Annotated in this window: 25 protein-coding genes; 5 read left to right on the forward strand and 20 right to left on the reverse strand. The window is 50.8% G+C overall.

Annotated elements, in window-relative coordinates; all coding sequences use genetic code 11:
• Nucleotides 1-145: 145 nt before the first annotated feature.
• Together purU and AC0YNX_RS23055 are read right to left on the reverse strand one after the other, a co-directional pair.
• A complete protein-coding gene (purU, locus tag AC0YNX_RS23050; protein ID WP_475818058.1) occupies nucleotides 146-1,045 on the reverse strand; it encodes a formyltetrahydrofolate deformylase in 900 nt (299 codons plus the stop codon).
• A gap of 43 nt (nucleotides 1,046-1,088) precedes the next feature.
• Nucleotides 1,089-2,216 carry a deoxyribonuclease IV gene (locus AC0YNX_RS23055; protein ID WP_475818059.1) on the reverse strand — a complete coding sequence of 376 codons (1,128 nt, stop codon included), beginning with the start codon at nucleotides 2,214-2,216 and terminating at the stop codon, nucleotides 1,089-1,091.
• A gap of 232 nt (nucleotides 2,217-2,448) precedes the next feature.
• Here AC0YNX_RS23055 and AC0YNX_RS23060 point away from each other — a divergent pair, with 232 nt between their 5' ends.
• Both AC0YNX_RS23060 and AC0YNX_RS23065 read left to right on the forward strand, forming a co-directional pair.
• The gene (locus AC0YNX_RS23060) at nucleotides 2,449-2,880 is read left to right on the forward strand and encodes a DUF2621 domain-containing protein (RefSeq protein ID WP_475818060.1); all 432 of its coding nucleotides are present in this window, start codon (nucleotides 2,449-2,451) and stop codon (nucleotides 2,878-2,880) included.
• 52 nt (nucleotides 2,881-2,932) lie between these two features.
• Nucleotides 2,933-3,838: a TIGR01777 family oxidoreductase gene (locus AC0YNX_RS23065; protein WP_475818061.1), complete on the forward strand. Its 906-nt coding sequence runs from the start codon at nucleotides 2,933-2,935 to the stop codon at nucleotides 3,836-3,838.
• 105 nt (nucleotides 3,839-3,943) lie between these two features.
• Here AC0YNX_RS23065 and AC0YNX_RS23070 read toward each other — a convergent pair whose 3' ends face one another.
• From AC0YNX_RS23070 to AC0YNX_RS23135, 14 genes are all read right to left on the reverse strand, one after another.
• On the reverse strand, nucleotides 3,944-5,638 hold the full coding sequence (locus tag AC0YNX_RS23070) for a type 2 periplasmic-binding domain-containing protein (protein ID WP_475818062.1): 1,695 nt from the start codon (nucleotides 5,636-5,638) through the stop codon (nucleotides 3,944-3,946).
• Between the two features lie 108 nt (nucleotides 5,639-5,746).
• Nucleotides 5,747-6,646: a carbohydrate ABC transporter permease gene (locus AC0YNX_RS23075; protein ID WP_475818063.1), complete on the reverse strand. Its 900-nt coding sequence runs from the start codon at nucleotides 6,644-6,646 to the stop codon at nucleotides 5,747-5,749.
• A gap of 13 nt (nucleotides 6,647-6,659) precedes the next feature.
• Nucleotides 6,660-7,634 (reverse strand): ABC transporter permease, encoded by a 975-nt coding sequence (locus AC0YNX_RS23080; RefSeq protein ID WP_475818064.1) that lies wholly within the window; start codon nucleotides 7,632-7,634, stop codon nucleotides 6,660-6,662.
• Between the two features lie 244 nt (nucleotides 7,635-7,878).
• Nucleotides 7,879-10,083 carry a helix-turn-helix domain-containing protein gene (locus AC0YNX_RS23085; RefSeq protein ID WP_475818065.1) on the reverse strand — a complete coding sequence of 735 codons (2,205 nt, stop codon included), beginning with the start codon at nucleotides 10,081-10,083 and terminating at the stop codon, nucleotides 7,879-7,881.
• A gap of 193 nt (nucleotides 10,084-10,276) precedes the next feature.
• On the reverse strand, nucleotides 10,277-11,914 hold the full coding sequence (locus AC0YNX_RS23090) for a DUF6382 domain-containing protein (RefSeq protein ID WP_475818066.1): 1,638 nt from the start codon (nucleotides 11,912-11,914) through the stop codon (nucleotides 10,277-10,279).
• A 21-nt stretch (nucleotides 11,915-11,935) separates the two neighbouring features.
• A complete protein-coding gene (locus AC0YNX_RS23095; RefSeq protein WP_475818067.1) occupies nucleotides 11,936-12,421 on the reverse strand; it encodes an A24 family peptidase in 486 nt (161 codons plus the stop codon).
• A gap of 39 nt (nucleotides 12,422-12,460) precedes the next feature.
• Entirely contained in the window at nucleotides 12,461-13,447 is a 987-nt protein-coding gene (locus AC0YNX_RS23100) for a TadE/TadG family type IV pilus assembly protein (protein ID WP_475818068.1), read from the reverse strand.
• Entirely contained in the window at nucleotides 13,410-15,611 is a 2,202-nt protein-coding gene (locus AC0YNX_RS23105) for a hypothetical protein (protein WP_475818069.1), read from the reverse strand. Before AC0YNX_RS23105 ends, AC0YNX_RS23100 begins: the two co-directional genes overlap by 38 nt.
• A gap of 53 nt (nucleotides 15,612-15,664) precedes the next feature.
• A complete protein-coding gene (locus tag AC0YNX_RS23110) occupies nucleotides 15,665-16,375 on the reverse strand; it encodes a hypothetical protein (protein WP_475818070.1) in 711 nt (236 codons plus the stop codon).
• Nucleotides 16,359-16,544, reverse strand: coding sequence for a Flp1 family type IVb pilin (locus tag AC0YNX_RS23115; RefSeq protein WP_475818071.1), 186 nt, complete (start codon nucleotides 16,542-16,544; stop codon nucleotides 16,359-16,361). The genes AC0YNX_RS23110 and AC0YNX_RS23115 overlap by 17 nt, the downstream gene beginning before the upstream one ends.
• A 28-nt stretch (nucleotides 16,545-16,572) precedes the next feature.
• Nucleotides 16,573-17,445, reverse strand: coding sequence for a type II secretion system F family protein (locus AC0YNX_RS23120; protein ID WP_475818072.1), 873 nt, complete (start codon nucleotides 17,443-17,445; stop codon nucleotides 16,573-16,575).
• A 33-nt stretch (nucleotides 17,446-17,478) separates the two neighbouring features.
• Nucleotides 17,479-18,336 carry a type II secretion system F family protein gene (locus tag AC0YNX_RS23125; RefSeq protein WP_475818073.1) on the reverse strand — a complete coding sequence of 286 codons (858 nt, stop codon included), beginning with the start codon at nucleotides 18,334-18,336 and terminating at the stop codon, nucleotides 17,479-17,481.
• Nucleotides 18,333-19,598: a CpaF family protein gene (locus AC0YNX_RS23130; RefSeq protein WP_475818074.1), complete on the reverse strand. Its 1,266-nt coding sequence runs from the start codon at nucleotides 19,596-19,598 to the stop codon at nucleotides 18,333-18,335. The genes AC0YNX_RS23125 and AC0YNX_RS23130 overlap by 4 nt, the downstream gene beginning before the upstream one ends.
• Nucleotides 19,519-20,667 carry a P-loop NTPase family protein gene (locus AC0YNX_RS23135; protein WP_475818075.1) on the reverse strand — a complete coding sequence of 383 codons (1,149 nt, stop codon included), beginning with the start codon at nucleotides 20,665-20,667 and terminating at the stop codon, nucleotides 19,519-19,521. Before AC0YNX_RS23135 ends, AC0YNX_RS23130 begins: the two co-directional genes overlap by 80 nt.
• Nucleotides 20,668-21,005: 338 nt before the next feature.
• Here AC0YNX_RS23135 and AC0YNX_RS23140 point away from each other — a divergent pair, with 338 nt between their 5' ends.
• The gene (locus AC0YNX_RS23140) at nucleotides 21,006-21,641 is read left to right on the forward strand and encodes a nitroreductase family protein (protein WP_475818076.1); all 636 of its coding nucleotides are present in this window, start codon (nucleotides 21,006-21,008) and stop codon (nucleotides 21,639-21,641) included.
• 94 nt (nucleotides 21,642-21,735) lie between these two features.
• Here AC0YNX_RS23140 and ndk read toward each other — a convergent pair whose 3' ends face one another.
• Together ndk and AC0YNX_RS23150 are read right to left on the reverse strand one after the other, a co-directional pair.
• Nucleotides 21,736-22,230 carry a nucleoside-diphosphate kinase gene (gene ndk / locus AC0YNX_RS23145; RefSeq protein ID WP_475818077.1) on the reverse strand — a complete coding sequence of 165 codons (495 nt, stop codon included), beginning with the start codon at nucleotides 22,228-22,230 and terminating at the stop codon, nucleotides 21,736-21,738.
• 127 nt (nucleotides 22,231-22,357) lie between these two features.
• Complete coding sequence (locus tag AC0YNX_RS23150) at nucleotides 22,358-24,169, reverse strand: M3 family oligoendopeptidase (RefSeq protein WP_475818078.1); 1,812 nt, start codon at nucleotides 24,167-24,169, stop codon at nucleotides 22,358-22,360.
• A gap of 171 nt (nucleotides 24,170-24,340) precedes the next feature.
• Here AC0YNX_RS23150 and AC0YNX_RS23155 point away from each other — a divergent pair, with 171 nt between their 5' ends.
• Nucleotides 24,341-24,514, forward strand: coding sequence for a YycC family protein (locus AC0YNX_RS23155; RefSeq protein WP_475818079.1), 174 nt, complete (start codon nucleotides 24,341-24,343; stop codon nucleotides 24,512-24,514).
• Nucleotides 24,511-24,747 (forward strand): hypothetical protein, encoded by a 237-nt coding sequence (locus AC0YNX_RS23160; protein ID WP_475818080.1) that lies wholly within the window; start codon nucleotides 24,511-24,513, stop codon nucleotides 24,745-24,747. Before AC0YNX_RS23155 ends, AC0YNX_RS23160 begins: the two co-directional genes overlap by 4 nt.
• A gap of 59 nt (nucleotides 24,748-24,806) precedes the next feature.
• Here AC0YNX_RS23160 and AC0YNX_RS23165 read toward each other — a convergent pair whose 3' ends face one another.
• Nucleotides 24,807-25,505 carry a DUF2225 domain-containing protein gene (locus tag AC0YNX_RS23165; protein WP_475818081.1) on the reverse strand — a complete coding sequence of 233 codons (699 nt, stop codon included), beginning with the start codon at nucleotides 25,503-25,505 and terminating at the stop codon, nucleotides 24,807-24,809.
• A gap of 64 nt (nucleotides 25,506-25,569) precedes the next feature.
• On the reverse strand, nucleotides 25,570-25,947 hold the full coding sequence (locus AC0YNX_RS23170) for a globin domain-containing protein (protein ID WP_475818082.1): 378 nt from the start codon (nucleotides 25,945-25,947) through the stop codon (nucleotides 25,570-25,572).
• Between the last annotated feature and the right edge of the window lie 215 nt (nucleotides 25,948-26,162).

Raw genomic sequence — 26,162 nt, forward strand, 5'->3', positions numbered from 1 at the left:
TGCTTTGAAACATTGTACCATTACCAATCCGGCATTTCCATCCTTGAATGGGCAAGCGTGCTAAAATTCGACAAGATCACGCCTGCTGCAAAAAAAATAGCGTGCCCGCCGGATAACTCCGGGCAGACACGCCAATTCTTCACCATTAATTAAAAACAACCGTCTTGTTCTGATGAACGAGAATTCGGTCTTCCACATGCCATTTAACCGCACGGGCAAGCACGACACGTTCAATCGTACGGCCAATCCGCTTCAGGTTATCCACATCGTCGCGGTGGCTGACACGCTGCACGTCCTGCTCAATAATAGGGCCGCCATCGAGCTCTTCCGTTACGTAGTGCGCTGTAGCGCCGATGATTTTGACACCGCGGTTGTAGGCTTGCGCATAAGGTTTGCCGCCGACGAAGGCTGGCAAGAAGGAATGATGAATGTTAATAATTCGGTTCGGGAACTGTTCGATGAACTTCGGCGAAATAATCTGCATATAACGCGCGAGTACAATCAGATCAGCTTTGTCCGAAACAATCTCAATCTGCTTCTTCTCCGCATCCGCCTTCGTATCAGGCGTTACCGGAATGTGATGGAACGGAATGCCGAATGATTCCACAAGTCCTTGCATATCTGCATGGTTGCTGATGACCATTGCAATCTCAGCATCCAGATCACCTGCCTGCCACTGCCAGAGCAGCTCCAGCAGACAGTGATCTTCCTTGGAAACAAAGATCGCGAGACGCTTCTTGCGGCTTGCGCGGAATGTAAGCCACTTCATCTCGAAGCGGTCTGCAACACGAGCAAAATCCTCTTGAAGGACTGGCAGCTCTTTGTCGAGATCTTTCAGATCGAATTCAAAACGGATGAAGAACATACCGCCGCCAGGATCCATGGAATACTGGTCAGATTGTACAATGTTAGCGCCATGCTCATAGAGGAAATGGGAAACGGCAGCTACGATTCCCGGGCGATCCGGACAAGAGATGAGCATTCTCGCACGATGGCGTTTATCCGGACGCTGCGCGGATTGCCCAGGCTGATGAATGTTTTGCATATAGAATTAGTCTTCCTTCCATGGACGAAAATAGGTAGTAAATTTATGCATTAACGAGTAATGTTTTGCCCGCAAACCAAGCTGTAATCCGCTGGTTGATACCTTCTTCGGAAATCTCCGGCAGGACGCGGTGCTCAGCAACGAGTTCGTAGAGACGATCCATCGGCTCGCGAGGATCCGCCTTCTTCGCTTTCGCATCGTTCTTAAGCACATCCCATACCGAGAGTACGTAGTCGCGGTGACTGATGTCTTGTTTATTGAAGAAGTGATGCAGACGCTCCACGTCTTCCATGAACTCGCCACCAAAGCGCGTATGTGCATCGCCGCGAAGCAGAGCAATCTCAGCTTCGTACATCGGACGCTGCGTCTTGTCATTCTGGCCGATCCAAGGCGTCTCAAGAATGAACGGACGACCTTTGAGCGCTTCATGATGAACGATGTTGCGGATCGCATCATGACCAATCCAGCCAGCGCCGATTGGTGCATGGCGGTCTTTCCCTGCGCCACGCGGGTTCTTGCTGTCGTTCACGTGAACAACGGCTACGCGGTCTAATCCAACGATGCTGTCGAACTGCTTCAGCACGCCGTCAAGATCATCGACGAGATCATAACCGGCATCGTGCATGTGGCAAGTATCCATACATACGGTAAGGCGCTCATTAGCGCTTACTTTATCAATGATTGCTGCGATCTCATCGAAGCTGCGACCGATCTCCGTGCCTTTGCCAGCCATCGTTTCAAGAGCGATGTTAACATTCGTTTCTTTCGTGCCATTCAGCACTTCGTTCAGACCTTCCGCGATACGAGCGATGCCGTACTCTGCGTCCTTGTCTGTGTAAGCGCCTGGGTGAAGTACGATATTGCGTACGCCGATCGCGTCTGTGCGGCGAATTTCCTCTTGCAGGAAGCGAACCGCCAGCTCGAATGTGTCGTCTTTATACGAACCGAGATTAACGATGTAAGGGGCATGAACGACGATTTCGTCGATATTAGCTTCGCCCATAGCGATTCTGCCATCTGGAATATATAAGTCTTCAATCGGTTTGCGGCGAGTGTTCTGCGGAGCTCCCGTATAAATCATGAAGGTGTTTGAGCCGTAGGAAACAGCTTCGTTCGTTGCAGTAAGCAAGCCTTTATCCGAAAATGAAACGTGTGAACCAATTTTTAACATGGACTAGTCCGCTCCTTTAGTGTTTTTTGCTTCTCTATCAGTTTCAGCAAAAATCACATGCATTAAAACAATGAATCTCGCAGAATCTCACAAAAATGCTTGTCCTTCCTATTTTACAAGGAATATTCAAATAAATCTAGGTTCAACAATTGCCTCCTTTGTTGCGAGCGTATGCAAAATTAGCTTATAATGAAAGCAATTTTATTGTAGCAGTCAGAGGTGAAGACGGCGGATGGCACCGAATTGGTTTATGTATTTCATTATGTTCTGGGCATTTGTCATGATTGGCTTTATGTCCATCGGCGGATACTTCATGTTCCGCAAATTTCTTAAAGTGCTTCCGATGCGCGACGGCAAGTCGAAGCTTGATTGGCAGAACTACTGGGTAGAGCGAAGCCGTGGCATGTGGACGGAAGACGCGAAGAGCTTCCTGGACCAGCTCGTTTCTCCGGTTCCAAGCGCGTTCCGCGACATTGCGAGACATTCGATCGCTGCTAAGATTGCGCAGGTTGCTGTTGAAGGCGGAGCCAGTGAAGTGGCTCGCAACCACTGTATTGAAGGGTATATCCGGGCAACGCCGAAACGGGATTACCGCAGCTTGATTACGTTCCTCGAGAAGGAGCAGATCGACTACACGCCTTATCAGCACTTGCTCAATAAATAGAAGCCGCCAGCTTGGCGGCTTTTGTTGTACATAGCGGAGGAGGAGAGAACGGATGAAGGTTGCGGTTAGCGGCGGTACGGGCTATGTTGGAAGCCATGTAGTAAAGGCGCTTCTCGAACGGGGTGATGAAGTGTGGATTATTACTCGGTCGAGCAGCAAACAGTCAACTAAGCCAGGGCTACATCTCATGAGCTGGAAAGAGCTTGCGGACAATCCGAAGAAGCTCGAAGGCATCGATGCCATCGTGAATCTGGCAGGCGAGTCTATCAATCGCAGATGGACCAAGGAAGGCAAGCACGCCATTCTGCAATCGAGGCTTGATGCAGCGAAGGCCATCGAGCAATTCGTCGCGGCTGTGGATGTGAAGCCTCGCGTCGTTGTAAACGCGTCAGGCATCTCCATCTATGGCAATAGCGCGCCTGACGAGGCTGCGGCTGATGAAGCGAGCCCGGCTCGCATTGCAGATTTTCTCGCCACGATCGTAGATAAATGGGAAGCGGCGGTTGACCGTATTGGGGTCCCTCGGCTCGTGAAGCTGCGGATCGGACTTGTGCTTGGCATGGAGGGCGGCGCCTTCCCCAAGATGGTGCTTCCTTACAAGCTCGGCATCGGCGGCCGCATGGGCAGCGGCAAGCAGTGGATTCCTTGGATTCACGAGGACGACATGACGCGCCTCATTCTCTTCTGCCTCGATCATCCAGATGTGTCAGGTCCCGTCAATGCTTGCGCTCCGGAGCCAGTCACGAATGACGCTTTCGGCCGGGCAATAGGCAAAGCAGCAGGAAGACCGCACTGGTTCCCCGTCCCTGCTTTCCCGCTGAAAGCAGCGCTTGGCGAGCTATCCATGCTGCTCCTGGAAGGCACTCGCGCTGTACCTCGCAAAGCGTTGGATAACGGCTTCGTGTTCAATTTCCCCACTACCGAGAAGGCCTTCGAGCAGTTGTTTGGAAGGCGTTAATCCGGTTCGAAGAAAACAGCCATGTGACATAGGAGATGAGATGATCTCCTTGTTCGCATGGCTGTTTGTTGTTTCCTTAATTCTTCTTAGTTCTTCTTATTCTTTTTATTTCTTCTTACTATCGTATGCTTTTTGATAGATATCTAGATAATGGGTCAAGTTCAAGCCGTCAAAGCCCTTCACATAGCTGTCCCATTCGGCATCCGTCAGCTTCTTGGAGCCCGTAACGAACTGCGCCATGTTGGAGCGAATGTATTCATTGATCTGCGTACGCAGCATGATCGTTTCCTTCGCGTCGTTCTCATCCATGAAGATCGTGAGCGGGAACGTCTCTTCCGGCTGCTTGTTCTCGTAGTTATTCGCTGTTTCGGTGAAGAGTCGGAACTCATAACCTTGTTGAGAGAACATATCCGCTGGTGCCGTCCAAGACTCGCGAATCTCGCGTGTCCGTCTCGTGATGCCCATTTGATCCCAAGTATCGTTGAATGTCGTCGCCGTCGAGTCCCAATATTTTGGATTCAGGCTGTATTTGGCAGGATTGCCGTGAACATCCTTCTCGCCTTCTGGCGCCTTGTTCCAGTAGTTCCCTTCAAGACCATATTCGTTCATGATGGCATACTCTTCGGAATACATGTAATCGGCCATCTTGATCGCTGCAATGGCTTCTTCTTCTGAAGCCTTATTCGTAATGGCGAACTGCCCGTTACCATAAGCTTTATAGTAACCTGAATATGCGACACCCTCAGGACCTTTAAGCGGCGGTACCGTTACATAATCCTTATGGCGAGTCTGTCCATCTGCCAAGCTGAATGCCATGCCAATGTGGCCTGCAGTGACGCTGCCGACAACATTGTCACCTTCTTTGTTGCCCACTTGCGCCATTTGATCGATATTTTGCGTGAATGATTCTTTATCGATCAAGCCTTCGCTGAAGAGCTTGTTAATGTAAGTTAGACCGTTGCGCCACTCTGGCTGATTAGCCGACAGTTGCACTTTACCATCCTTCAAGTAGAAGAAATCTTCGTCATTATCATAAATAAAGCCGTTCATTAAGAAATTGGAAGGAATCGCGTGCCAGGTGTTGAATGCGCCGGTCAGCGGAATCTCATCCGCTTTGCCGTTGCCGTTCGGGTCCTTTGTCTTGAATGCTTTCAGCACCTCGTAATATTCTTCCGTTGTCGTTGGCATTTGGAGACTCAGCTTATCCAGCCACGCCTTGTTAATCCAGAGCTTCTGCGAATACCAGCAGTGGAAGCAATCATTAATATGTGGCAGCGAATAAATGTTGCCGTCCGGCGCAGTAATCGCATCCTTCAGATCCTTATCCTCGTTGAACGCACGCTTGATTTCATCGCCATATTTGTCGATCAAATCGTTGAGCGGCGTGAGGATGCCCTGCTTACCGTAATCGATTTGCTCCGCCTGCGTGAAATCCCCCGAGAGGAAGATAGCCGGATAATCGCCGCTCGCCAGAATCAGCTTTTTCTTGTCCTTTGCGTTGGCGCTTGGCGTTGCATCAAACTTGAACTTTATATTGAGCTTGTTCTCCGTATACTTCGTTACTTCATTCGTCGTAATGTCCTCGATCTTCGGCGAAACGCTGATGAATGTATTGAGCGTGACCGTTTTTCCGGTATCGACCTTATCGCCCGAACCCTCGTTCGATCCTTTATTGCTGCTATCGCTAGTATTGCTGGAATTGCCGCCATTATCGCCATTGCTTCCGCATGCCGTTGCTGTGATGAGTAAAGCGATCATGACTAGTAAAGCTAGCACTTTCGAACTTTTGGTCATCTTCAAAGCAGACGCCTCCTCAATGATATTCATCTTAACACGCTTCATTCTTCCCGCGCATGATTCCTAACGTTTATTGTGCTTGCTTCACCTCCATAACCGAGTAAGCATCGGCTATCCTTTCAAAGAACCGATCAGAATGCCTTGGACAAAATATTTCTGTACGAAAGGATAAATGGCGAGTATTGGCACTGTTGCGACAACGATAAGCGAGAACTTAAGCAAATCACGCAGACCCTGCATCGCGGCCATTTTGTTGGCGTCCACCATCATGCTGGAGTCAATGGAATTCAGAATGAGAATGTTCCGCAGCACAATCTGAAGCGGGAACAGATCTTGTGATTTCAAGAATATCAGCGCTTCGAAGTAGGCATTCCAATGCCCGACCGCATACATGAGCACAAGCACAGCCAGAATCGGTTTGGATAATGGCAAGACGACCCGCCATAAGAAGCCGATGTCTGTGCATCCGTCGAGCTCCGCGGCTTCCCCGAGCTCCTTAGGAATACTGGACTGAAAGAAGGTTCGGGCAATAATAACCTGCCAGACCGCCATTGCGCCGGGAAGCAGCATCGCCCATCTCGTGTCCAATATGCCAAGGTTCTTCACAGTCAGATAGTATGGAATCAGACCGCCGCTGAACATCATCGTAATAATTAGAATGACCATGATGATATGTCGACCGTAGAAGGTAGATTTGGAGATCGGGTAAGCTAGCATGATGGTCAAGGATACATTGATCAGGACCCCGAACACCGTATAGAAGAGCGAGTTGCCATAGCCCGTCATGATCATCGGATTAGAGAAGATCGCTTTATAGCCAGCTAAGCTGAAGTCCACCGGCAATAGCCACACTCTCCCGCTAATCACCGCTTGGGGCGAACTGAAGGATGAACTCAGGATATAGATGAGCGGATAAAGCACAGCCAGCAGGATAATCGTCAAGAAAACATAGACCAGCGTCAAAAATAGCTTGTCTGAGGCTGATTCCCGAATAACGTTTGTACGCGCCACCTTTGAACACCTCCTACCATAAGCTGCTTTCGGACACGCGCCTAGCAAAATAGTTGACGCTGAGCAGCAGAATGAGATTGATGACCGAATTAAACAAATCGACTGCAGCAGAGAAACTGAAGTTTGCGCCGAGCAGACCGATCTTGTACACGTAGGTTGAAATAACCTCGGAAGTGCTTGTGTTGAGAGGATTTTGCATTAAATAGATCTTCTCAAAGCCGACGTTCATGATCTGTCCGACGTTCAATATGAGCAAAATCGTCGCGGCAGGCATGATGCCGGGAATATCGATATGCCAAACCTTCTGGATGCGTGACGCCCCGTCAACTCTGGCCGCTTCATACAAATCGGTATTAATCCCGGACAGAGCCGCCAAATAGATGACCGCACCATAACCGATGCCTTGCCATACGTTCGACCATACGAAGATGCTGCTGAAGTAGCTCGGAACGCCCATGAAGTTAACAGCTTCCATGCCAAATGCGCTCAGGATATGATCGATAAATCCAAGTCTGGGAGATAGAAACAGAATGATCATGGACACCATAACGATCGTCGAAATGAAGTATGGCGCGAACGTCACCATTTGAACGAACCGTTTGAAGCGCATGCTCCGCACCTCGTTGAGCGCAAGCGCCAGAATGATCGGAGCCGGAAAGCCGACGAGCAACGAATAAGAGCTAATGATAAGCGTGTTCTTAATCAGCATCCAGAAATTCGGCGACTTAAAGAATGTGTTGAAATTGGCTAAACCGACCCATTCGCTTCCGAGGATGCCTCGTACCGGACTGAAATCCCGAAAAGCGATTTGAGCGCCATACATCGGGATATATTTGAAAATAACCAAATACGCTAGCGGGAGCAGAACAAGCAGATAGAGCTGCCAATGCCGCTTAATGCGTTTGCCCCGATCCTTCAGCAGGAGCAAGCTGCCATTGACGCGGGCTTCTGGTTTCTCCCTTTCGATTACTCCTGTCGATGAAGACATGCTTTCACTCACATCCCTTATTTGAAGTTGACCTTGATTGCTTTCAACGATAATGGACACAGGACATAGCCGACAACAACCACTAATCCGGCTGATGATCAATTTTCTAAAGCCGCGCCATTACTGGATTTCCGGCGTTCGCCGCTCAACTTTCCGCCAGCGCTCAACTTTCCAATTAAGCCTATATACATAGAAAAAGACCGCTCCCAAGCAGCTCTTCTGCTTGGGAGCGGTCCTTTGTTTATTACATGGCATGGCGTTTACGGAAATCGACTGGCGATATGCCTTCAACTTTGCGAAAGACGCGTCTGAATGTTGCCGCATTCAAGTAGCCGACGTGCTCGCCGACTTCCTGAATCGAATCCGGCTGTTCGAGCAGCAGCTTCTTCGCTTCGGAAATTCGCAGCTGCGACAAGTAATCAAGGAAATTCTCGCCAAACTCTTCTTTAAACAACTGGCTAATGTATTTGGCGCTTATTCCGAATTTGTCTGCCAAGTAATCGAGCGACAGCTCCGGATAAGAGTAGTGTAGACCTATATAGGCTCTAACATCTTGCAAGAGTAGATGATGCAGGCGTCCGCTGTACAATTGCCCCATCTGATCGGCATACGATTGCAACGCCGCGTAGCATAGTCTTTGCAGCTCATCCAGCGTATCGAACTCATCTATGATTTGGCGCAGGGATGCTGATGTTTCGGACTTCCAAACGTCGTAGTAATCCTTCGAGGCCTGCGACAGCTGAAGATCCATATGTGCAACCAAATAGCGGCATAGCTCGGAGATTTCATTCTTCGGCAAGCAGCAGCTTCGCATACCATTGAACATCGCGTCGAAACTCTCCCGCCAGTTCTCTTCATGAAGGCGCAACTGCTGAATAAGCCGGTGAATCGCCTGCAAGTGTGTATTGGTCGCTTTCATCGTTGCCGCCTGCTGCGTTTCGCTGTATTGAATGACCCGATTGTGCCCAAGCGCTGCCTTGAACGTTAGTGCCTCCAACGCCTGTTTATTTGACACTCCCGCCAGTTCAGCACCTGCATGAACTTCCCCCAGACCAATCGTTACCGTGAAAGCTAAATGCTGATGAATCCATCCGTTAATACGCTCGCAGATTGTTTCTGCCTCAACATGTAAGCAATCCGGTAAAAACAAGATGCCTGTCAGTTGCAGGGAGGATGTCCACTCCAGCCAGATCGGAATGCCATGTTGCGTGTACAATTCATGGGTTGCGCTGCTGATAACGAACTTGAATAAAGACTGGTCGCGGCTTTTATACTGATTGAATACTTGCTCCGGTTGATCGATCTCGATGACGAGAACCCGCTGCTTATCGTGCTGGGGCAGCGTCGTCAGGTCAATAGCTTCCGCCTGCACAACTCTATCGAACTGCAGCAATTCCATAAAGACGGTCTTTCGCTTGCTGATAGCAGACGCTTCGGCTTCCTTGCGAAACAGCTTGGTCTGCTCGGCAAAGTTATTGATCGCCGTTTCGATGAACGTAAACTCGTCCACCGCAAGCCTCCCCAGCGTCGGCTTTCCCGATCCAAATTGATCTTGAATCCGAAATACGAGCTCTTCAATCGGCTTATAGTTCTTACGAGTGATATAAACAATGGAGACACTGCCAGCTAAGAAAATAATAAGTCCCAGCACGAGCCATATACTTGATAAATTCGAGATCAGGTTAACGACCTTGCCATGCACCACGCCGCTCTCGACCGTCCACCCAGAATATGGAGACGTCTGACTCGCCAGAACCTTACCAGATGTGTTCGCTCCATCTTGCGCGAACAACGGCTGTCTGCTGCGATCATACAACTGGACAAACGCTTGGTCTGTATTGTACATATCTTTAATCATCACACGAAGCGATGCCGCATTAACATTCACAACGATAAGTCCGTCTGCACCACTCCCAACGGAAACTCGGTGAACGAGACTAATAACGCTCTTAGGCTTCTGAGCGACCAGTTCTTGATACGGTCGAATGGAGCTCCAAGTAGAGGTGTGACTTCCTTTGCTGTTCTGCTCACTACGAATGAACGCAATGTCTTTGAAATCGTCTATCTTCGTCGTCTTCCCATTGAAGACGATACCGTCTTTGAACCGTACCAAATAGTAGGAATCAATGATCGACATTTCGTATTGCATTTGCTGCATTCGATTGACGACCTGATAGTTCAGAAACACGTTATCATTACCGCTTGCCAGGAAGAAATCGCTGAGCAGCTTGCTGGATACCAGCTCACGAATCATCATCGTGTCCAGCGACTTTAAGCTGACGTCGACCGTTTGAAGCAGCTGGCCAACGAATACCTTACTGGCTTCTTTCGTATTCCGGTTATTTTGCTCGGCTAGCGTCTGAAAGAAGACAAAGAAGAGAAAGGAAAACATAATAAAGAAGATCGGCAAATAGGACCATATCATTCTTCGAAGCCATGTACGGTTCAAAATAGCATCATTCCTTCTAAAGGAAGTTTGCGCGTATTCATGGTGAAATCCTCAAATGTAACCGCATTCATTACTTTTCCATTATACTCTCAGCTGTAATCATCGTCCATGCAACTATTGGTAGTAATTGTATGGGCGAACCCTATTACGAACTCCCCAACCCGGCGCCGAGCTTGCACTCCGTTTGTTTGAATTAATGGCTATTGGCTCGAAAAATATATTTCGGACCTTTCACGCCTGCCAGCTGAACCAAGTCATTGTCATTCAGCGCATATGGCTTATATGGGATCATCGTATTCCCATTTAATGTACTGCCATTGCGGGAGCCCATATCCTTGGCTGACCAGCTCCCCTTGCTGTTGATAAGCTCAAGATGAGCTCTCGAAATCCCATACGAGGAGTCAGCATATTGGACGCCTTCCGCCAGCCTCCCGATAATAAAATGCAGCTGCGTAAGCTTTATCCTCTCCGCCCCAGCATCCGATTGGCGTTCGAGCCAGGAGGAAGCACCATCATCAGCTTCAACTCCTCCGTCGACACTTTCTCTTTGCCCGCCACCCAGCAACACCGTCGCGTCACGAGATGCAGGCTGCTGGTAGATCGGTTGATTCGCAGCGTTATTCTCCAACTCATGCGACTGTTTAGTGAAAGACAATCGCTCCGATACGAGTGGAGTTTCGATGCCTGATCCAGCAACCTCCATATTAGCCAAGTGCTGCTGTGTTGGCGTTAATTGTTTCTGTACTGTCGACGACTTATATGTCAGCTTGCCAAGAAGTCGAGAGTCAGGCGTGAAGCTGTCTTCCTCCATCCATTCGCTCTTCTGGGACCATCCTGACTCATTCTCATTAACATGGTTGCTTTTCTTCTGACGAAAGACGAGCAGTACGGCAATCGCGAGCACAGTCAATCCGCTGCTCATGAGCAAGCTTGTGCGGGATGGCGCCGCCATATAAAGATAGCGCCAGATCAAGCCATTCACGAGCACGAAGATGGCTCCTACGATCCACTTTGTTCGGTTTGCGGATGTTCCTGTTTGCTCGGATTCCGGGAGTTGATCTGCCATCGGCAACGGCAGCTCGTTCCCAAGCTCTTCAGGCAAATGGGCTCGCACAGCCCATACTTGATTAACCGTCGTCTGAACGCTATGGAAGGGTTCGCTCCGTTCCGCTTCTTTAACAGTCTGACGCTTCTGCGCACGAACTGAATCATATGCAGCAGCTACCTCCAATTGTCCGGAACGCATAGCCCGATAATCGTCGCCAAGCAGCGATAAGAGCGTCTGCCGAAGGCCTGTCCACGAAACATACTCATCCCGCAAATGCTGGAACACTCGTTGAAGTCCCGCTCCATCAGGCTGATCAATGACGCTGACGAAACGAACCGCCATCGCAAGCACTGCTTCTCCCGCTGACGTAACCATTCGCTCGCCCCGCAGCGGCACATACACGAGCGAAATATCCTCCCAGCTGTCGCCTATGAAGATATATTGCTCATGCAACAGGAAATTGTCCGCTCTCAGCATGTAATGTCTGCAGTCGTCGAGCGCTTCAACAATCGCGAGCATTACCGTGTAAAATTCCTGCATCGTTAGCTGCTGCATCTGAAGCCGGTGCATCAAGATTTTCTTACCCGTGAATAGATATCTGAATGTGATTTGGCCATCCATATCTATCCATTCCACAGGAAGCAGCATCGGAATGCGCTGGCTCTGCAGCATCTGAATTTCCAGTTGGTCTAGCCGATCTCTCGTTATTCCGGATTCCAAATCGACAATCAATTCATTGCCGCGTTTTATGGCAAAATCAGTCTTTAGCTCATCCATTAGCATTGCTAGTCCCTCCTCTCTTAGCTAGGCAGGTATGAAATACCATGCCGTTATTACGCCAGGCACGACCGCGATCATAAAGGGAAACCGCGTTCCTTCCGTCTTGCTCGTTACGAGCACGGATACGATGCCTACTATCACTTTTCTCCCTATTGTTCGGTTGAAAGCAAGCACCATCACGCCGAACAACCCGGCGTACAGGATCGAATTCATCAAGACATAGAGCACATCCACCGCACCAATTACTGCTCCCAAAGCTGCAAAAAACTTCACGTCACCTGCGCCGATGCCGCGCAGCGCATATAAAACAAGCAGTGGCAGCAATCCCGCTAGACCGCCTAGCAATGCATAACCCGCTCCAGCGCCCCCTTCTGCAATCAAGTGATACAGCACGCCTGCTCCAAAGAACGAAACGGTCAGTCCATTTGGAATGCGCATCGTCCTTATATCGCTGACGAATGCAGCGGTAACGAGCAGCACAACCATCGAGCTTACAAATATGCCTCCCATACGTAATCCCTCTGTTCTTTCATCAATTATGAGTCCGCTTCACTTCTTCTCTACGACAAAATGTCTCGCCGCTTTGCCCCCATTACTGGAGGTAACAACGATTTCCCATATACCCGGTGTCGTGTTTCCCGAAACAAGCCAAGTCCACTCCGCCATACCATCATCACCTGCGTTCGTATTGCCGAGATGCTTCGCAACGCTTCTGCCACTCTTATAGAGCACTTCAATGGATAGGCTTCTACCCGGTGTCGTCTGCACGACTACTCTTGCTTTATTGCCTGGTCGAGCGGGAGTAGGCTCTACAAGTAAGATTTGAATCGGGTCCGTAAGTCCTGCGGTATTCGAAGTGCCTGATAGAGACGGAACGGGATCGCTGACCCATACCCGCTCCTCCGCTTGTTCCTTGAGCACAATTGCCTTCTTCGTGAAAGGGAATCCCAACTTGAAGCTATAAGAAGCTTCGACCAGTAAGTAAGCGTCTTGCTTGCTCTTCAAATCCGGCAGCGACAGCTTGCTTAGCTGAAGCTGCTCCGGTTCGAGCACCGATGAATCCGCAGCTCGTTTCAATAGCGGCTCGACTACGGAGCGGCCAATCTCTGTTGCAGCTGCGTCCTGGACGGGCTTCCAATCTCCACGCAGCACAGCCGCAAGAAGCGCTCCGGATGGCGGCGGAAGCCAGCTCTCCAGCTTATCAGCAACAATACCTACTCCAGGCAGCTCCGCCAAAGCTTTAGTAGAATGCGAGTTCTCTTCTTCTACTTCTGATTCTCCGCCGGTATCATCGCTCGAAGTAAACTTCTCCATAGCAAGCTCCACAGGATGAATGTTCGCCGCAGCTTCTCTCACCGTTTGCGATACGGCGCCATGCAGCGCCATCTGTACCATACCGAGCCGTATGAAACAGATCAGGAAAATGAACACCATGAGCACAATCGGCATAATGAGCGAAGCTTCCAGACTTATGCTCCCGTCTTCGCCTCGCCGCCGCTTAACCATAGGACCAACCGATGGTGCGGGTCGTTTCATACCGATTCCCCTTCACCTTTCCATTCAGAATGCCGCTCGCTGTGAAGCTTCTCATGAGCCCCGGCAGAAACCAGAGATTCACAGATGCCGTCAGCTCGCCTGTCAATCCAGTAGAGACTAGGGACAGATCGGTATTTGTGTTCTGCTCAATAACTGCGATGATTCTTGCGATTCGAGACTCGCTGACGCCGTGCATAATGAGAAATAGCCGCAAATATTCCAAATAGCTAAGCTCCGCTGGCGCGTATTTGGATAACGGGATGCTTCCCTTCTGGCTAAGAGCTGCCATATCACCCAGCGCTTTCTGGGTGCCGTATAGAACCGCAGCGGAGAGCACTAGCAGCGGATGCCCAAGTGCACGGCATGCGATGAAGCCTTCCATCGTCCGCACGGCAAGCCTTAGTGCAAACAGCTCGCCGTAAGCAGCCGCTACATTCGATGCCGGCTCATGAAATCCATAAAGTATATACTCCACTTCTTGATTCCGAAGAGATAGCGCTTGGGAGAATGTCTCCCCTCCTTGCTGACCACCGCTAAGCGTGAACTGCTTAGGATCAAAAGCTTGGAATCGATGCGCCACATACTCGTTGATATAGAGCGGATCGCGTACATCTTCAAGCAGATCCGCCATGCCGCTATAGATCTTCTCCACCTTGCTCATCGACTGCCGTACCGTCTCACCGGTTTCCCCTCCAAGCGGCTCATTTCCAGGAACTTCTGGCTGCGCAGCTAGATTAAATTTTAAGTTGGCCTCCATCCGCTGCTTCACTTGTTGAAACTCTTTGCGGTTCTCTTCTTGGTCCGGAGCAGATCTCATTTGATCTAAGAGACGCTTGGCATCACCAAGCTTGCTGTTTGCAGCCGCCTCATTCGCCTTTCGCTCCCCGTCGCTCGCTTGGCGCTTCAAGCGCTCCGACTCTCTTGACTGGATGATCGAGCCACTCGCACCGTAGTGCTGCTCGTACTCTTTATAAGAACTCTGCATGCTTTGAAGCGCGAGCTTCATCGAAGAGGATGAAGCTGACCCTTGCCTTGCTAGCGCTGAGCCAACCGATGCTTTGAATGCTGCAGCCTGATTGCTCACACGCTGAATAGCCGTTGTTTGCTCCTGCAGTTCCTCCTCATAAGATTCGAACCACCCTTCGTCTAGCACCAACTCCGAGACAGCACCTCTTGTCTGCTGAAGATCATTCAGATCAGCCGAAGTTATTGAAACCGGCTCATGACCTGCCAGTTCTATCTGGTTTATACGGTCGTAGCCTCCACCTTCTTGGGATGCGTTGAACCTGTCAGCCGTCGCTTGAATCGAAGCGTTATACTGCTTCGCATCTAGCAAAGCAGCCTGCGCTCGCTGCTCATACTCGCGATGAAGGCTAAGCACCTGACTGCTGCTCGTAGCAATAGAGGTCGAGCCCGTCGAAGCCTTGTTCACATACGCGGCGATCTCTGCCTGGTGTACCGGCTCTTCACCCTCCTCCAAGGATGCATCCTCGTTCCTCCAACGAACATAATTCCCGTAGCCGTTAACAATGGATGACCCCGTAGATGAGATCAGAGTTGGCAGCCGCATCGAAGCTGCGGCTGCGGATTGATTCTGCAGAGTCAGCACTTCATCAAGCCGCTTCTCCCGCTCCTCATATAACTGCCGTACTTGCCCCAGCAACTCTACGGAGTTCGATGCTTCTTTCATTGCGCCGGCTATTGGCGCAAACTTCGATGCGATCTCAAGCGTAAAGTCGATTGGCGCCTTATACTTCATCTCCTCCAACACCTGCCGCTTAAATACCGCATGATTGCCAAGCACTTCATAGCTATCCACATGAGAGGCTTCTGTCTTCATATCCAGCAATCTGAAGCTATCAGCTGCCTCCGCCGTCCAATTATGCTCTGCTGCATGATTGAACAACTCCTCCCGATCAGTTCCGCCGGTACCAAACAAGCCATATTGCTCATACAATCCAGCATCATATGCGGACAATGCCGAACGAATGCCGGATTGTCCGGCAAGCTCAGCCTGCCTCTCAAAAGCAGCGATTCTCGCAAAATCAATTAGCAAGGAAGTGAGCAGCAGCATCGCCGCAGTCGAGACAATCAAATACAAGCTAACCGAGCCATCTTCCCGCCTCCAGAAACGCACAACCATATAATCGCTCCATGCTGCCACCGCCCACCGTCCTCCTTTATGATTCGTTCTACTTCTTCTTTACCGACTACCCTCTACCGACCGCGCTCATCCAGTATCTTTCGCGCCTGTTCTTTCTCGCTTTCATGCTCTGACCCACTAAATCGATTAGCATAATAACGCACCAAATCGACATTTCTGATTAGCTCCACCGGATCCACAACAACCGCACTACTCGCTGTTTGAGGCTCCGAACTCCCTACTAACAGATCCAATATGGGAATGGACATAGGATGACGCAGCTTCACCACAACTTCTTTCTCCAGCATCCCGGTTACCGAGATTTCGCCGGCAAGCGGCACCCTTACGAATCCTGCTCCAACCATGAGCTTGCGTTCTGTGAGCTGAATTGAACCATCCTCAATTCGTGGTGGCTGCTTGGACGGCTCGATCTGCACAGTCATATGCTCGCCTTCACTTGCCTGAGCTCCACCACTATTAAATAGTGAATGCAATGCGCCGTTGTCCGCCATCCGCCAGTACAATCTGTCATATTGCCCTGTCGCCCCCATCCCGCTTACTGCATCTCGGTAGCTGTTATCATAGCGAAAAGCTGTCCGTTCTGCGGCAAGCGAAGCATTCTTATAGAGGAGGACATGCTGGTAGGTATACATGCTGAGCAGCAGCAACGCTAGGAGCGCAATAAATATCGAAGGAAAGACCATACTCGCCTCCAGCGCAAAGAAGCCATCTTCCCGTTCCAGCATTTCCCGCCGCCAAGCACACCATTTAGTTGAAGATCTCATTCGCTTTGTCATCCGCGTCGCCCATCAAGTTCTTCATTAGCTCAATAATCCAATCCTTAAACAGCAGCGCCAAAATAATTATGACCGCAATAATGAGCACGATCTCTAACGTGCCTATCCCTTCTTCTTCCTTCCAAAATCGTTGTATGGCTTGTCCTACTTGGTTCATCGTGCATACACTCCTTCTCATAGATGAATTACCTTATTAATAGAATCGCCGGCGATGCGACGAGCGCCATTAGAATAAAGAAAATACCGACCAGCGGGAACACCAGCTTCGACGATGCTTCTTCGCCGCGCGCCCGCGCCACTGCTTTGCGTTTCTCCCAAATCGAATACGAGAGCTCTTTCAAAGAGAGCGCGAGCTTATCCCCTCCGCGCCTGTAATTGAGCAGCAGTGTCGTTGTAAAGAGCGACACCTCCTGCACCGCACATCGCCTGCTGAACAGCTCCAAAGCTGCTGCGAACGATTCTCCGTTGCGCACCGCTTCATTCATCTTGCGCAGTTCAATGAGCAGCGGTTGATTCGTCTTCTCATCTGCCCGTTGCGCACAGCGAAGCAGTGCCCGCTGAATGTTCTCACCCGCTCCAATAAGCAGCATGAGCTTATTCATCACCTCAGGCAGCAGTAGCAGCATATCCTGTCTGCGCTTCTCGACCTTTCCTGAGGCATCCCTCCACTTTGCCGCGGGTATAACGATCCCGAGCAGCAGCCCGATATACAGCAGCGCTTGCTCACCACTTAGAGCGCTCAGCCAAGCCGCTCCGCAAACGGAGCCGTATCCGGCAGCAGCCACTACCGCGATATAGTCATTCGTTGAATGAACCGACCAGCTACCGCCGTGAAGGATGATTAGCTTACTGTGCAAACTTGCTGTGAACGTTCCAATTCGGTCCAGAATACCCGATCGTTGCAGCATAAATAGGAAAGGCACTCTAACCAAACGGTCGATCGGTTCTTTGGAGCGGCCATATCCATATTCTCCGACACGACCTTGCCGTTCACAGTACAGTACAGCCGCAAGCCACACTACAGAGAGCACACTGCCGAGAGCAATGGATAGAACCAACAGAACCAACCTCCTTCGCTCCATGCTTAGTTATTACATGCGAATATTCATTATCCTGATCATGAGTGCGTAGCACAGACCAAGCAGCAGAAGTGCCGCAGTTAGAAGAACATAACCAATTCCGCCATAGAGCGGAGCCATATAATCCGGAGCGGCAAAGCTCATGAAAGCAAGAAACACGAACGGAACAGCCATCATAATACGAGATTCGAATCGCTTCTGCGCGATCATCACAGCAATATCCTGCTGAATGTCCAGCTTCTCCCCAATCGTCTGCGAAGTTCGGCGTATCACTTCAACCAGGTCTCCGCCGGACCGTTTGCAGGTCGCAAAGACATCAGCGAATTGTGCAATATCGTCCACGCAAGCACGACTGCTGAAATCAAGCAGCGCTTGCTCAAGTGATTCGCCGACTGCCATCCGAGCTTCAATAATTTCGAATTCGACGAGAATGTCGGTTCGCGGGTTTGGGTAAAGCAGCCGCAGGTCCGCATGTGCCGTGACAAATGCGTTCTCTACAGATCTGCCGGCTGCAAGTGAAGCAGCGATAGCATACAGAGCTTCTTTAAACTGTACCGACAGCCGCAGCCTTCGCCGCGAGAGAAGTGATTGCCTGTGAAAACGCGGAGCAATAATGCCAACAACACCAAGCACAGCTGCTGCAATCAATGAGTGGTAGAACAGATACGTTGATGCAAATACAATCAAGTAACCGGCACCTGCCGCGATATGAAATTCACGTCTCGTTAAACGATATTGATCGTAACGGGGCAGATGATCTGTTCCTCCAGCAACACTCGAACGATGCTCATCGTCCTCTGAGCTTGCTGGATAGCCTAACCAACACAGCCAACCATCCCACCTGTTCTGTACATGTGCCGCTCTCTTCAAGCACCCTCACGCTCCGCTACCGCACCCATCCCTGCCATCCGAAGCTTCCAGATCCTCTGCAGCCGATGAGCCGTTCGTCTCAGCTCGCCAATGATTCGTCCTTCAGATTCTTCCTCTTCAATGAACTGATAGATTGGCTCAATCATGACTTCACCGCCAGATACACCGGTCACTTCGCATATTTCAGTTACTCTCCGGGAACGGTCACGGAGCCGCGCGAGATGGACAATAATATCAATAGCCGAACTAATCTGCTGCCGAATGACTCCGATTGGCAGGTCCGCGCCGCTCAAAGCCATCGTCTCAAGTCGCGCCGTCATATCCCGTGCGCTGTTACTATGACCAGTGGATAGTGAACCGTCATGTCCGGTGTTCATCGCTTGCAGCATATCCATGCACTCCCCTCCCCGTACCTCACCTACGATTATTCGGTTCGGCCGCATTCGAAGAGACGCTCGAATGAGCTCCCTCATCGAGATTGCTCCTTTCCCTTCCGTGTTGGCGTTTCGTGTCTCTAAAGAAACGAGATTCGGAACCGACCGTATTTGCAGCTCTGCCGCATCCTCAATCGTTACAATTCGTTCATCCGCAGGGATGAACTGCGACAATGCGTTAAGAAAAGTCGTCTTGCCTGAGCCGGTTCCGCCGCTAATAAATATGTTGTACTTCGCCTTGACCAGCTTCTCGAGCAGATTAGCTGCTTCTTCTGAAAGTGCTTCTCGTGCAATCAGATCACTCATCAACAGCGGCTTCTCGGGAAACTTCCGAATGGTCATCGTCGGTCCTTTCAGCGCAATAGGCGGCAACACGATATGCACCCGCGAGCCGTCCTTCAGCCGCGCATCAACGATTGGTGAAGATTCATTCACCACTCGGTTCACCGCTGCGACTACCGTTTGAATGAGATCCTCCAGCCGCTCCTTGCTCTCGAAAGCCGTGGGCAACCGACTAAGTTGCCCGGCGCGTTCCACGAATAGTTCCTCATGGCCATTAATCATGATTTCTGAGATTGATGGGTCATCCATCAACGGTTGAAGCAAATCCAATCCACGAAAAGCATGAAATAATCGGTGGACGACTACTGCTTTCTCCGCTGCCGTCATTGGATGATCCCGGCACCACTGGAACACCGTCCGTTCAATACGACTCCTGAGCGCCTCATCCGACATCGCGCTGCCAAGCTCAAGCTGGCCGCGTATTTGCTCCTTGAGTAGCAGAATTGTTGCTTCGTCCAGGACGCTCGCCTCCTCCTGATATCCCAAGCCGGCAAGCCAATGCTTCAACCGCTCCTCGATAGGCCGAGGTTCCAGCTCCTAATTCAAACCAATCCGCGCCACCGCCATCACTATCGGCCAGCTCCGGCACGTAAGGGAGCTCTCCTCTGCTCCCAACCTGCACGAAGTGAACATTATGTCGCAGTTGGCGAAATGCATCTCCGTACTTCTGCTCGCCATACGACTTAGCCACCTCCATTTTCCGAATGCTGACTGGTTGCCGCGAGACAAGCCACAACACATGCTGGCTAGCTTCAAATACGCCAATATGCATGGAGTCCATCCGACTATCCAAATCAGCGACAATCACGTCATAATCGCCGGTCGCCTTAATAGCTTCGAGCAGTTTCTTAACATGCTCGGCTGTCAGCGACAACCGTTCATCTGCGTTTCCACATGGCGCGATGTAATCAACACCTAACGCCACATGGCGTTTGCGCAGCGCAATAAGCTGCGTGGCAGCTCGCTCTGGCTCGGTTTGAACCAAATAGAGCAGCTGCGCCATATCCTCGCTGCCATCCACTTCCTCTCCCAGCACCCAGGAGTTCCACTGCTCCAGGTTCAAATAGAAGACTCGCGCTCCTGAGATAGCAGCCTGCTTGCAAAGCTGCAGAGCAAGCGTCGTCTTCCCGATACCGCCGGAAGCCGAATAAACCGTAACGACAGCCGCGTCCTCTCCCTCCGAGGCCATGCTCCGATGCTGAACAACAGTGCCGCCGTATGCTGCGAATGCAGCGGCTAAAGCTTGCAACAACTGCGGCAGCGGCTGAATCCTCGCGATTTCATGCACGTAACCAGTCACCCCCCCACCGCCTCCATCCACAAGCGCAGCAACCGGCAATCCTGTCGGCAAGCTGCCAAGCTCGCCTAACAGCTCCACATCAGCAACAAGCAAATCAACAGCGTAGCCTCCGCGGATAAATCGAAGCAAAGCTGCCGGATTCGTAAATACAGTTAACTGCCAACTCTCCCCGAATGGCGAATGGCGAATATAGTCCGCGAGCCGCTCGGTATAATCCGCATCCAGAGCAGCAAGAATGAGGTTTTTCTTACTCATCGTGATCAATTCCACACTCCTTTGGCTTTCAGCAAAGATGAAATGGACGCAAAAAAGCACCATAACGGCGCAGATGATCTGCGCAGTTACGGTGCTTCCGTAAGCTGTCCTATTTAATAATTGACCATAATTTACCACAATAATGAATCGATCGTCAACCTTTTTTGAAAACCTGCGCAACCGCCCACTCTTCTCACGTAGCTGCCAGCACTACCAAAATAACTCACTAATAAATTAGTTGCTTATCTTTTGTAAGTGAACTATACTAAGGTAAGTAAGCAACCAACAAGTAAGTTACTTATATTTACAATTAAACCAAGACCAAGGAGAGATATACAATGACACAAACAACAAACACAGCGGTTTCAGCTGAAACAGTAATGCGCGAGCGCCACTCGGTTCGTCAATACAAGAGAGATGTTGTTATCCCGCAAGAAACATTGAACGAGATTTTGGAGCTGGCTGCTGCTGCACCATCGTCTTGGAACCTGCAACAATGGCGTTTCCTCGTTGTTCAAGAGCAAGCTCAGAAGGATCTAATCCTTCCAATCGCATACGGACAACAACAAGTATCTGACGCTTCCGTAGTCGTTGTCGTTCTGGGCGACCTGCAAGCTAACATCACTGGCCGCGAAATCTTCGGAGGCGCTCATGCTGCTGGCCACATTTCGCAGGATATCCACGACAACATGATCAACCAAATCGAAGGCGCGTACTCCTTTGAGCAAGTAGCACGTGATGAAGCGAACAAGAACGCAGGCCTTGCTGCTATGCAATTGATGCTTGCTGCCAAAGCTAAAGGCTACGATACAGTACCAATGGGCGGCTTTGACAAAGCGAAGCTCGTAGAAGCTCTGAACATCCCTGAGCGCTTCATCCCAGTTATGATGATTCCAATCGGCGAAGCGGCAGCACCAGGACGTACATCTGCACGTCTTCCGCTCGACAAGCTCGTAATCAACGAAACGTTCTAATTCAGCCCTTTTTCTCTTCATTACCCCAAATAACGAAAGCCCTCCGTTCTCAACATGAGAATCGCGAGGGCTTTCAACTTTTTGGGGCATGCTATCAATGAATCGCTCGATCGCCATCCGTATGGTCCGTCCCAGTAACCAGATGTATCGGAGCCAGAACGGCCGATGCCAGCGCAGTGCCGGCGTCACCGAAGAATAATGAGATCTCCCGCTCCGCGCTTGCCTGAGAATCCGAGCCATGAACAATATTGCCGGCAATATCGAGGGCAAAATCACCGCGAATCGTGCCCGGAGACGCTTCGACCGGGTTCGTCTTGCCAATGATGGAACGCGCATTCTCAACCGCATGCTCCCCAAGCCATATCATCGCGCAGACAGGACCGGATGTTAAATAATCGACCAATTCGCCGAAGAACGGTTTCTCCTTCAGTTCACCGTAGTGGCGCTCTGCAAGTGCCCGGTCAATCGACCGCAGCTGAATCGCTGCAAGCGTAAATCCTTTTTGCTCAAACCGCGTAATGATTGGCCCGATCAACCCTCGCTTCACACCGTCTGGCTTCACCATCACAAATGTCTGTTCCACTTGCATGTTCTGTAATCCCCTTTCTGCTTCAAGGCCTGCTGACAGAAAAACGGCGCAGTCACCTGCATAAACAGGCCGCACCGTTCCTTCTATATCCCAGTATTCCACATTGCAGAGGATTCTATTCCCTGTTTTAACGCGTCAGCTCGAGGAACGTATCGACGTCCTCCAAAGCCAGCTCAACAGCTTCGCGCCAGAAGCCCGGCTCATCCAGCCTTACGCCTAGATGTTTCTGCGCCAGCTCTTCTACAGTCATCAGTCCCGTATCACGCAGCAGCGCCACGTAACGGTCCGCGAACGAACGACCTTCTTTCTTCGCGACCGCGTAGATGCCACAGCTGAACAAGTACCCGAACGTATATGGAAAGTTGTAGAGCGGCACATCCGTGAGATAAAAATGCAGCTTCGACGCCCAGAAATGCGGATGCTTCTTGCCGAGCACGCCGCTGAACGCTTCTTCCTGCGCTTCCTCCATCAGCTTGCTGAGTTCTTCATGCGTGACCATCCCTTGACCCCGGCGCTCGTAGAACCTTGTCTCGAACAAGAATCTGCAGTGGATATCCATGAAGAAGGAAACTGCGCTATGAATTTTATCGTCCAGCAGCGCCAGCTTCTCGCTCCGCTCAGTTGCAGCCTTAAGCGCTGAATCAGACACGATCATCTCCGCGAATGTAGAAGCCGTCTCCGCCACGTTCATTGCATATTCCTGCGCCAGCGGCGGCAGGTCATTCATGACATGCTGGTGATACGCATGGCCCAGCTCATGCGCCAACGTCGAGACATTGGAAGCCGTGCCCGAATAAGTCATGAAGATGCGAGTCTGCCCGCTCTTCGGGAACGCTGTACAGAAGCCGCCTGGACGTTTGCCAGGACGATCTTCCGCTTCTATCCAACCTTCGCGGAATGCCTTCTCGGAGAAATCCGCCAGATCAGGGCTGAACGCGCGGAATTGCTCCAATATAATCTGCGCTGCGTCATCATAAGGCACAACCTTATGCGAAGCACCGAGCGGCGCACCAACATCATGCCAATCAAGCTGCTTTAATCCAAGCAGCTCCGCCTTGCGCTCCAAGTATTTGACCAGCTTCGGCTTGCCTTCGGTCACTGCTGCCCACATTGCGCTGAGCGTCGCTTCGCTCATCCGGTTAATCGCGAGCGGCTCTTTCAGCACAGAGCCCCAGCCCCGCTTCTCATATAGCTTCAGACGGAAGCCTGCGATACGATTAATCGTATCCGCGCACAGGTCGCCTTGCTCATTCCATTCGCGCTCCCACTCCTCGAACGCAGCTTCACGCACCGCGCGTTTGCTGTTCGTGAGGCGATTGCTCATCTGGCCGGCAGATAGCTGCTTCTTCACTTCGTTGCCCGCGCCATCGTCCTCCGTCACTTCGAATCGGATTCGCGATACGATTGTATTATAGAAATCTCCCCAGCCGTGGTAACCGTCGACGGCAAGCTCAGCAGCAAGCGCCTCCTGGCTTGGAGGCAGCTTCTCCTTCGCCGCTTCTCGACGCTCATTCAGCACGAAAGCAACCTGGGCTGCTGTCTCCGAGGTTTGAAGCCAGCTCGTCCAAGCAGAATCATCCACATTGAGCAGCTGCTCGTCAAAAGCCGTCAGTGCGCCATTGAATTTCGCCGACAGCGTCTTCACGCGATCATTAAGCCCATTCGCAGCTGCATCCTTCATTTGCTGCGCCTGCAAGCAGCCTACGAAGGAATCCGATTGGCGAATTCGCAGCAGAATCGATTGAACGGCTGCAGTCCATCTATTCAACTGTTCCACAGCAGGAGCGCTCGCGCCTTCCGACTTCGCCTCCGCCAGCTGAAGCGTTAAAGCCTCGATATCAGCCTCCATACCGCTTAATTCTTGCAAGAACGCCCCTGAATGCGAGCCTCCTGCATACAACACTTCTAAATCCCATGCTTGCGGATATGCTGTTTTCACGCTTTTCCCCCTCGTTCTCGCTATTTGCGAAATTGGCAGTGTCAGTGTATAACTGAAAGTATAACTTGTGAGGTTTGTCCTCTACTCATACATTACCCATACTATGAAGAATGAAGCCCTGCTTATGCAAGCAGCGCCAACCAATACGACCGATAAAGGAGTGTAACCACGATGACGCAACCCCTACAGCTGTCTCCAGAGACAGCGATCAAGCTTTCCAAAGAGCTTGGCGTGCCGCTGGAGCATCTAATGCATATGCCGAAACATATTTTGCTGCAAAAGATTGCCGAGCTTGCGGCCAAGAACTCGCCGGAAAGTGAGTCCAAAGGAGATACTGACAAGTGATCCCGTTCGAGCGCGCATGGCCTTATGATATCATTATGAAAGACGTCTACGTCTCCTCCTGCCCGTTCTGTCACAAGGATAACGTCCTGCTTCCGATGCGACCGAAGGAGCTTGACCTCATTCGTTCCGGCACAAAGAAGCTGCTTGTCTTCCCATGCTGCCACAGCCGCGTTACGGTTGTTGATGCAGATCAGGATTACCTGCTAACCGACACAACGCTGCGCCAAGCGTAACAAGTAAAGCCGCCCAGGCATTAGCCTGAGCGGCTTTCGTCGTTTATGTATTTTATCGTTTAAGCATTCATTGCAGCCGGTTCATCATCAAGCAGATCACTGTTATAATTCTCTCGCAGCATTTGCCATTGGTCACGGCTCGCCCGGATCATGGACGCATCCGTAATCCGCTTGTCATTCACGACTCGCGAGAACCATTGAACAGCTTTGCGAGGTTCCCCAACACGGCGGTGCAGCTCCCCGATCAGATACATTAGCTTTGCGTTGTTGAGCGATCCGCCCTCTGTTTCGAAGACAGTGATGTAAGCATCAAGTGCAAACCGCAGAAAACGCTGTTCCTGCTCCTGCATTCCCTCGAACCGATATAACCATGCGATATGATGCAGGAGGCCGGCTACGACCCGATCCTTCTCCTTAATGATTCCGCAGCAGAGGAGCGCCAGCTTGTAGCACTCCAGTGCCTGCTCCTTCGTACGGTCACCGCCATAATCACGATGGATCCAGCGGTTACCGAAAGTATCGTAATATTCCTTCTTCTGCGCATCCGTCATACGCTCCGCGCCATTCTCTGTAGAAGCGAAGCCGCAGCGAGGACAGACTCGAACGACATAATAGTCCGGATTACAATCCGTCTTGTAATGCGAGCAGAAATCCGTATCCCGATTCGACGGTTTCTTAAAACTTGGGCGCACGCGAGATGTCTTATAGGTCGTCTCACAGCAGATGCATGTAATCGATGTTAAGTAGAGCGGTTCCATATACTCACGTCTCCCTCAAATTTGTGTATAGCTAACCTTTTTCGCGACTCCATCACGCCTACATCTAGGATTGATTAATAAAGTGATGCGCAGGTCCCGATAGCCGGTCGAGCACGAGCTCTTGCAGTGCCTCCGGCAAGTCCGTCTCGCTAAGCGCTTCTCGCATACAGCCAAGCCATGCCTCCGCCCGCTCTAGGGTGATTGGGAAAGGCAGATGTCTCCCCCGCATCATCGGATGCCCATATTCATCGGAGTACAAGGAAGGCCCTCCGAAGAACTGTGTCAGAAACTTCGTTTGCTTCTCCATTACGGGTATAATATCTTCCGGAAAAAGAGGTGCCAACAGCGGATGCCGCTGCACTTTAGGATAAAAGGCCTGTACGATACCTTCAATGCCTTTAGCCCCTCCAATTGCCTCATATATAGTGCTATAGTTATTCATCGTCATATACCGCCTTATTTTTTAGGTCTTTTGTAGTGGTGTTTTGTAGATATTTTAGCATGAATGCGTGACGGATTGAAACCGTGCCTTCGGAACGAGAAAAAGGGGCTGCAAACCCTTTGAAGATGGGTAGCTTGTGTCACTCCACAATAGTCATCTCACAATAATCCGGGACTTTTATCCTATTTATTGAGAACAAAAAAATGCCCTCTTCA

Source organism: Paenibacillus sp. J31R98 (genome assembly GCF_056269245.1).

Coding starts and splice junctions, on each gene's coding strand:
- purU (WP_475818058.1), bottom strand. CDS start 1,045: ATGCAAAACATTCATCAGCCTGGGCAATCCGCGCAGCGTCCGGATAAA.
- AC0YNX_RS23055 (WP_475818059.1), bottom strand. CDS start 2,216: ATGTTAAAAATTGGTTCACACGTTTCATTTTCGGATAAAGGCTTGCTT.
- AC0YNX_RS23060 (WP_475818060.1), top strand. CDS start 2,449: ATGGCACCGAATTGGTTTATGTATTTCATTATGTTCTGGGCATTTGTC.
- AC0YNX_RS23065 (WP_475818061.1), top strand. CDS start 2,933: ATGAAGGTTGCGGTTAGCGGCGGTACGGGCTATGTTGGAAGCCATGTA.
- AC0YNX_RS23080 (WP_475818064.1), bottom strand. CDS start 7,634: ATGTCTTCATCGACAGGAGTAATCGAAAGGGAGAAACCAGAAGCCCGC.
- AC0YNX_RS23090 (WP_475818066.1), bottom strand. CDS start 11,914: ATGCTAATGGATGAGCTAAAGACTGATTTTGCCATAAAACGCGGCAAT.
- AC0YNX_RS23095 (WP_475818067.1), bottom strand. CDS start 12,421: ATGGGAGGCATATTTGTAAGCTCGATGGTTGTGCTGCTCGTTACCGCT.
- AC0YNX_RS23100 (WP_475818068.1), bottom strand. CDS start 13,447: ATGAAACGACCCGCACCATCGGTTGGTCCTATGGTTAAGCGGCGGCGA.
- AC0YNX_RS23110 (WP_475818070.1), bottom strand. CDS start 16,375: ATGAGATCTTCAACTAAATGGTGTGCTTGGCGGCGGGAAATGCTGGAA.
- AC0YNX_RS23115 (WP_475818071.1), bottom strand. CDS start 16,544: ATGAACCAAGTAGGACAAGCCATACAACGATTTTGGAAGGAAGAAGAA.
- AC0YNX_RS23135 (WP_475818075.1), bottom strand. CDS start 20,667: ATGAGTAAGAAAAACCTCATTCTTGCTGCTCTGGATGCGGATTATACC.
- AC0YNX_RS23140 (WP_475818076.1), top strand. CDS start 21,006: ATGACACAAACAACAAACACAGCGGTTTCAGCTGAAACAGTAATGCGC.
- ndk (WP_475818077.1), bottom strand. CDS start 22,230: ATGCAAGTGGAACAGACATTTGTGATGGTGAAGCCAGACGGTGTGAAG.
- AC0YNX_RS23155 (WP_475818079.1), top strand. CDS start 24,341: ATGACGCAACCCCTACAGCTGTCTCCAGAGACAGCGATCAAGCTTTCC.
- AC0YNX_RS23165 (WP_475818081.1), bottom strand. CDS start 25,505: ATGGAACCGCTCTACTTAACATCGATTACATGCATCTGCTGTGAGACG.
- AC0YNX_RS23170 (WP_475818082.1), bottom strand. CDS start 25,947: ATGAATAACTATAGCACTATATATGAGGCAATTGGAGGGGCTAAAGGC.